This is a genomic window from Ruminococcus sp., assembly GCF_045129435.1.
Lineage (GTDB): Bacteria > Bacillota > Clostridia > Oscillospirales > Acutalibacteraceae > Ruminococcoides.
Map to the genome: position 1 here is coordinate 1 of NZ_JBGVJL010000043.1, position 5,939 is coordinate 5,939.

General features: G+C 39.3%; 3 protein-coding genes. 1 reads left to right on the forward strand and 2 read right to left on the reverse strand.

Translation table 11 applies throughout. The features are described 5' to 3' along the window. Positions 1-163: 163 nt before the first annotated feature. Positions 164-1,162, reverse strand: a complete 999-nt coding sequence (locus ACJMMI_RS02200; protein WP_405353087.1) for a nucleoid-associated protein — start codon at positions 1,160-1,162, stop codon at positions 164-166. Between the two features lie 150 nt (positions 1,163-1,312). Then, a complete protein-coding gene (locus tag ACJMMI_RS02205) occupies positions 1,313-2,071 on the reverse strand; it encodes a methyltransferase domain-containing protein (RefSeq protein ID WP_405353089.1) in 759 nt (252 codons plus the stop codon). Positions 2,072-2,418: 347 nt separating this feature from the next. Here ACJMMI_RS02205 and ACJMMI_RS02210 point away from each other — a divergent pair, with 347 nt between their 5' ends. Then, a complete protein-coding gene (locus ACJMMI_RS02210) occupies positions 2,419-5,772 on the forward strand; it encodes a C1 family peptidase (protein ID WP_405353091.1) in 3,354 nt (1,117 codons plus the stop codon). The last annotated feature ends 167 nt before the right edge of the window (positions 5,773-5,939 follow it).

Below are 5,939 nucleotides of genomic sequence, written 5' to 3' on the forward strand. Positions count from 1 at the left end.
AAACTATTTTTGAAAAAATAAAAATAAAAAAAATAATTTATATAATAATATATAGTAGTATAATATTACATACATATTAATTTTATTTTTTTATTTTTTATTTTTATTTAAAGTTTGCGGAAAAAAACATACATACTGTCATACTCTGAGTACAACACATTCCCTATCTGTTAATCAGCTTGCCTATATTTTTGAGTGCGATTGAGATTGTGCCGTCATTATTATTGATAAACTCAATATAGCGGTCGTCCTCAAAGTACTCTACAGGGACGGTGATTTCTATGCCGGTATCGGTTTTGATTTTCTGGCTTTTGCTTGCACGCACTGCGGAGGTTTTTTCCACCTTAATATCCTTTGGAATTTCCTTTTCCTCAATCTTTTTTTCAAAAGCCTCCTGCATAATCGGCGACTCTGAAAAGATGTTTTCGGCAAGCTGTTCGGTAGAAATCGTGTCGGACTCCTCGCAGTTTTCCGCAATGTAGCTTTTCGCCTTTGACACCGCTACGGCAGAGTTCACCCCGTACTCCTCTGCCACCTCGTTGGCGGTTTCCTTAACGATTTTCACAACCTCTTTTGTCGATACTCCGCTTGTACATTCAAGCAGAATTTCGGGCAATACAACCACATCTCTGCCGTCAATCTGCCTTTTCTTGTCTGAAAAATAAATCTCGCCCGTCTCGGTATTTATGAGAGCGTATGAGTCGATTTTCTGAGTTGGGGCAGGCAAAATGGCATAGTGCTTCATTATTTCGTTATGCACGCCGTTTTCGTCCGTAATCACCTGATGAGTGTAGGCAGACTTATTGGTGATGAGGAGCAGAGCAAAGTAATTTTCGTCATCAAGTATGTAATCAACTGCCACAAGGTCGATTGAGTCGAGCCTGTCGGACACAGAAATATTCTCATAAAGAACATTGGCAATCTGAGTTGAGAAGTCGATAAAATCAAATCCGCCGTTTTTGTACTCGGTTAATGCACCTGCAAAACCGCTTTCCTCGTTAAAACGACCGTTTTTACGGGCAGAGTCTTTATGGAGCTTTTCAATGTGCTTTTGCAAAAATGTGCTGACATTATCGTCCGCAAGGTCAAGCAGATTTTGCGAAAACACGCTCATTCCCGAATTAAAGTCGAGTATGTGAAGTATAGCCTTTTTAATAATCATATCGCATTTCCTATCTATAATGTTATGGGTATATTATAAAGTATCGGCAGAAGTTTTACAAGGGAATGGCAATTATTATTTTTTAGAATAATATTGATAATATATAAAAAAATACGGCTTTTGATGAGCCGTACTTTTTTATGCGATATTTTAGGTTTTTTTGCCGACAAGCAAGGTTGAACCGCCAAGTTGCAAATACTTTGACTCTTTCTTTGTCATAAACATTCCGTTCGTAGTGTCGATTAACTCAACGCTTTCATATCCCATATCGAGCAGTTTCTTTTTAAACTGCTGCATATCGCCGTATCTCGCCTTTGACATCAGGTCGTGAATTGCAAATGTGCCGCCCTTTTTCAGCACTCGCAGACTTTCAAGCAAAAGCTCCTGCTTATTTGCACCTGCAATATTATGATACACATAATTGCTTGTTACAGCGTCAAAGGTTTCGTCCGCAAAATCAAGCTTGCAGGCATTGCCCTTTACAAATTTAACATTCTTCACGCCCTCAGCCTTAGCATTTTTACAGCAAAGCATATTGCTGAAATTAGCGTATTCCTTGCCCCATCTGTCAACCCCGATAATAGTAGCGTCAGGATTTTTCTTTGCACAGGCAATGGTCAACGCACCGCTTCCACAGCCAACATCAAGGCACTTGCCACCCTTCGGAACTTTTATGTAATCAGCCGTACCGTCTATAATCTGCTTGCTCAGCTTGCGATTGCCGTCATACGAAAATGCTCTGTATGCCATAATGCTCCACATTAAAAAAGCACCCAGCACAAGCACCGCAATCAACAGCACAGCAAAAATTATCCATCTCAGCACACCGCTGAGCCCCACACCGATAATACCGAAAATCACAAATAAAGCTACCGCCACACAAGTGCCGACAATCAGCAAATTTACCATATATTTCGGCACCCAGTTTTTATAATCAGCCTTCATAATGCCACACTCTTTCTCATAAAGTTAGTTTTAACTAACTAATTTCATTATAGCATACTTTTCCAAAAATACAATAGGAATTTTTAATGTTCTGTTTTAAATGTTTTGTAGATATTATTGTTTGTAACGGTCGGGAAATTTTGTTTAAACTATCACAGACTTTATATCCAAACCACTCTGCGAACCATAATTTTTACAATTATTTATAAAAATGCAATAAAATATAATAATAAAAAAATAATTTCTCTGTACATATTGTAATAATAAAAATAAAATGTTATAATAAAAAAAATTTAAAAAAGGAGTAAGGTATGAAAAAGACATTAAAATATATATCAGCACTGCTTTGTGTACTTATGACGGCAGGCTGTTGCACCACTGCATTCACAGCCGCAGAACTTAATGAAGACGAATCCGTAAAAGCAATTTACCAAAAGAACGAAAACGGTGCAAGCGTTTATTATGATGAGAACGGCAATGAAGTGCCGATTGAAGCTTTGAATGATGACAGCGATAACATAAAGCAGTCGCTCCCCGAAAAGTACGATTTGAGGGACAGCGGCAGGGTAAGCAAGGTTAAAAATCAAGGCTCGGAGGGCTACTGCTGGGCATTTGGCTCGGTTGCATCAATGGAGTCTAACATTCTTACGCAGAGCGATTTAAGAACCGAACTTGGCGACAATCCGCAGGACAGCCTTGATATTTCCGAGGCAGGTCAGATATGGTATATCCACACAGGCGTGACGGACAAAAATTCGCCATTTTACGGTGACTATATGAAAGACCCTGACAAGGGCAGTAACGGCGGCTCAACAACCACGCTTGCACAATCGCTTAATTCGGGATTTGGCACATATCCGCAACAGCTTTGCCCGTATGAAGATGTAAAGCGCGGTTTTTCGGAAACTCTTAGGTTTTATTCCGACTACAGACTCAGGGAGTACAACGAGCTTAGCAATGAACCTAACTTACTTAAATCTAAAATTATGAATGACGGTGCAATCACCGTTTTTTATGATAGCGTCAGACAGTGCTATTCGTCAGATTACAAAAATTATTACAGCGACGAAAACTCTCCGCTTTCAACACAAGGTCATATCATAGCTGTGGTCGGTTGGGACGATAACTACAGCAAGGAAAATTTTACAGGTTACTCAAAGCCTGAACACGACGGAGCGTGGCTCTGCAAAAACAGCTGGGGCGAAAGCTATGGCAACAACGGCTACATATGGATTTCCTACGACACCATAAGACTTAGCTTTTCGCAGTATATAATGCAGTCGAACAAAAATTTTGACAATATTTATCAGAAGAGCTTTCTTACAAGCGGACTCGGCTACAACTATGACGGTGCGGCAAATGTATTTACCGCAAACTCAGACGAACAGCTAAAGCAAATCAGCATTTCCACAATGGGTGCTTATGATTACACAATTTCAGTCTATGCACTTGACGCTGACTTTGCATATCCAAAGGACGGAAAACTGCTAACTACCTTTACCGGCAAAATTGAGAACAACGGTATTCATTACATTGATGTGCCGAAAGAAGTCTATCTGAGTTCAGGCGAAAAATTCTCTGTTGTAATAGAGGCAAATGACAATGACTCTTTTCTGAATTTTTCTTCAAACAGTTCAGACAACATTAAGTATGAACCAAAGAACAGCTATACTTTTTCTCGTGGTGCATGGAAAGACATAACCGAGAATACGGCAGACGCTCAGCTTTACGCAGGCATAAAGGCATTTACATCAAATATTGACAATTCTTTCGTTATCAATAGCTTGAAGTCAGCTATAACAGACGCAGAAAAATTTGACAAAACTACGGCTGATATTCCGTACTATGCCGACCTGCTTACAGAGCAGATTACTAAAGCTAAAGCTGTGCTTGAAAACAGAAATTCCTCTGCTCAGGATATGAACAATCAGATTATTCTTTTAAGCTTTTACCAAGAAAAAGCCATAAATGCACCATACGAAATCAACAGCGTTGACGATTACATAGCTCTTACGGAGCTTTGCACAAACTACGGACTTCTGCCCGATGTAATTTCACTCAACACAGACCTTGATTTAAAAAATTACACAGAGGGCTTTGACCCTATCTGCAACGGCAGTGGCGAATTTATGGACACATTTCTGGGAAATAACCACACAATCAAGAATATAAGATTTAAACAGCACCAATTTTCTAACGATACATACAGCGGTCTTTTCGGTAATCTTAAATGTGCTGTTGTGTCAGACCTCAATATTGAAAATGCGGTTGTTGAGCCTTCCTCAAAGGGCGGTGTTCTGTCAGCCACAGCAAATTACGCAACAATAAAAAATTGCCATATATCAAACAGCAAAATTGAGTATGGCTACGACCTAACTATTCAGTCATCGGGCGGACTCTGCGGTGAAGCGTGGTACTCAACCATTACAAACTGCACAGCCGAAGGCAACGCAATATATGGCAGTACCGCAGGCGAATTTGCTTTTTCGGTTGACTCTAATATTCTTAACTGCACAGCAAAAAACAACAAAGTTTACACAACAGGCAGTCTGACAATTTACTATCCCGATACATACGAAGCAAAAAATTTATACTTTGCTTCCGATATGAACAAGAGTGATACTTTGGTAGAAATGACCGATGAATACATAAGGGTATCATCACTTATTCACAAAATCACAAGCTGTACTTCCGAAACAGTTGGTCTTACAAAGCAAGGCGATTACTACTATATCGACAGGAAAATACTTGAGAACAACCAGTTTGTAATCGTAAATATTGATATGACCGATGCAGAGAACAGCTACAAATACAAGGTAAATCTTGACGATAAGTCAATCATTCTTACAGAAATGAATTACGAACCGAGCGACACAATCACAATTCCGTCAACCTACCTTGGCAGACCTGTTACCGGAATTTCAGAGAATATCTTCACAAAGTTTGACCCATCTGAAGTTACAGCTCTTGTACTTGGTGACAACCTCACTTCCCTGCCAAGTAATCTTATCGCTCCTCTCTATAACATTGAAAGCATAAAATTTGGTAATTCTTTAAAAGAAATTCCGAAAGGTTTTGCAAGCTATAAAAGTATGCTCAAAACCGTAAATTTTGGCAGTGGCATCGAAAAGATAGGCAATTACGCATTTGAGGGCTGTATAAATCTTGAGGGAGTCAACCTGACGGATAATATCAAGGAAATCGGCAATTCTGCGTTTATTGGTGTGAATTTCAATAAGATGACAATCGGCAAGAGCGTTGAGAAAATCGGCACAGAGGCATTTGGATATTTCAATTATTCACTGTCAAATAACAACGGCAAAAAGGTGCAAAACCCATACTATGTGATAAACGGCTATGGCTCAACAGAGGCTGAACGCTATGCAAGTAAGAACGGAATCACATTTATTGATATGAATTTAAGCGAGCCTGACACAGAGCAAACTTACACAGATTTGTTTAGCTACAAAGCTGGTGACATTGACTTGAACGGCGTTATAGATGTGAACGATGTCACACTTTTGCAGCGTTTTATCGCACAAGATGTTGAGTTTAACGATTTGCAGTACAAGGCAGCAGCTGTTACTACACATATCAAAAAGATTACCGTTAATAATGTAACCGAAATTCAGCGTTACCTTTCAGGTGAAATTGACGATTTGTAATTGCGAGGTCAAGGCTGATAATTTAGTATCGGTCGGGAATTATACGTTTAAAAATACGCAAAATCTTAACGAAATAAAATTTAGGTCGAGCCTTTTTAAAGGCTCGTGGGTTTGGGCAACGCCCAAGAAAAGTTGTTTTCATTGCAAATTTTCAGGCACAAACAGCG

Bases quoted from the DNA above. Each gene is read 5' to 3' on its own strand.
- ACJMMI_RS02205 (WP_405353089.1), bottom strand. From the start codon at position 2,071: ATGGTAAATTTGCTGATTGTCGGCACTTGTGTGGCGGTAGCTTTATTT.
- ACJMMI_RS02200 (WP_405353087.1), bottom strand. From the start codon at position 1,162: ATGATTATTAAAAAGGCTATACTTCACATACTCGACTTTAATTCGGGA.
- ACJMMI_RS02210 (WP_405353091.1), top strand. From the start codon at position 2,419: ATGAAAAAGACATTAAAATATATATCAGCACTGCTTTGTGTACTTATG.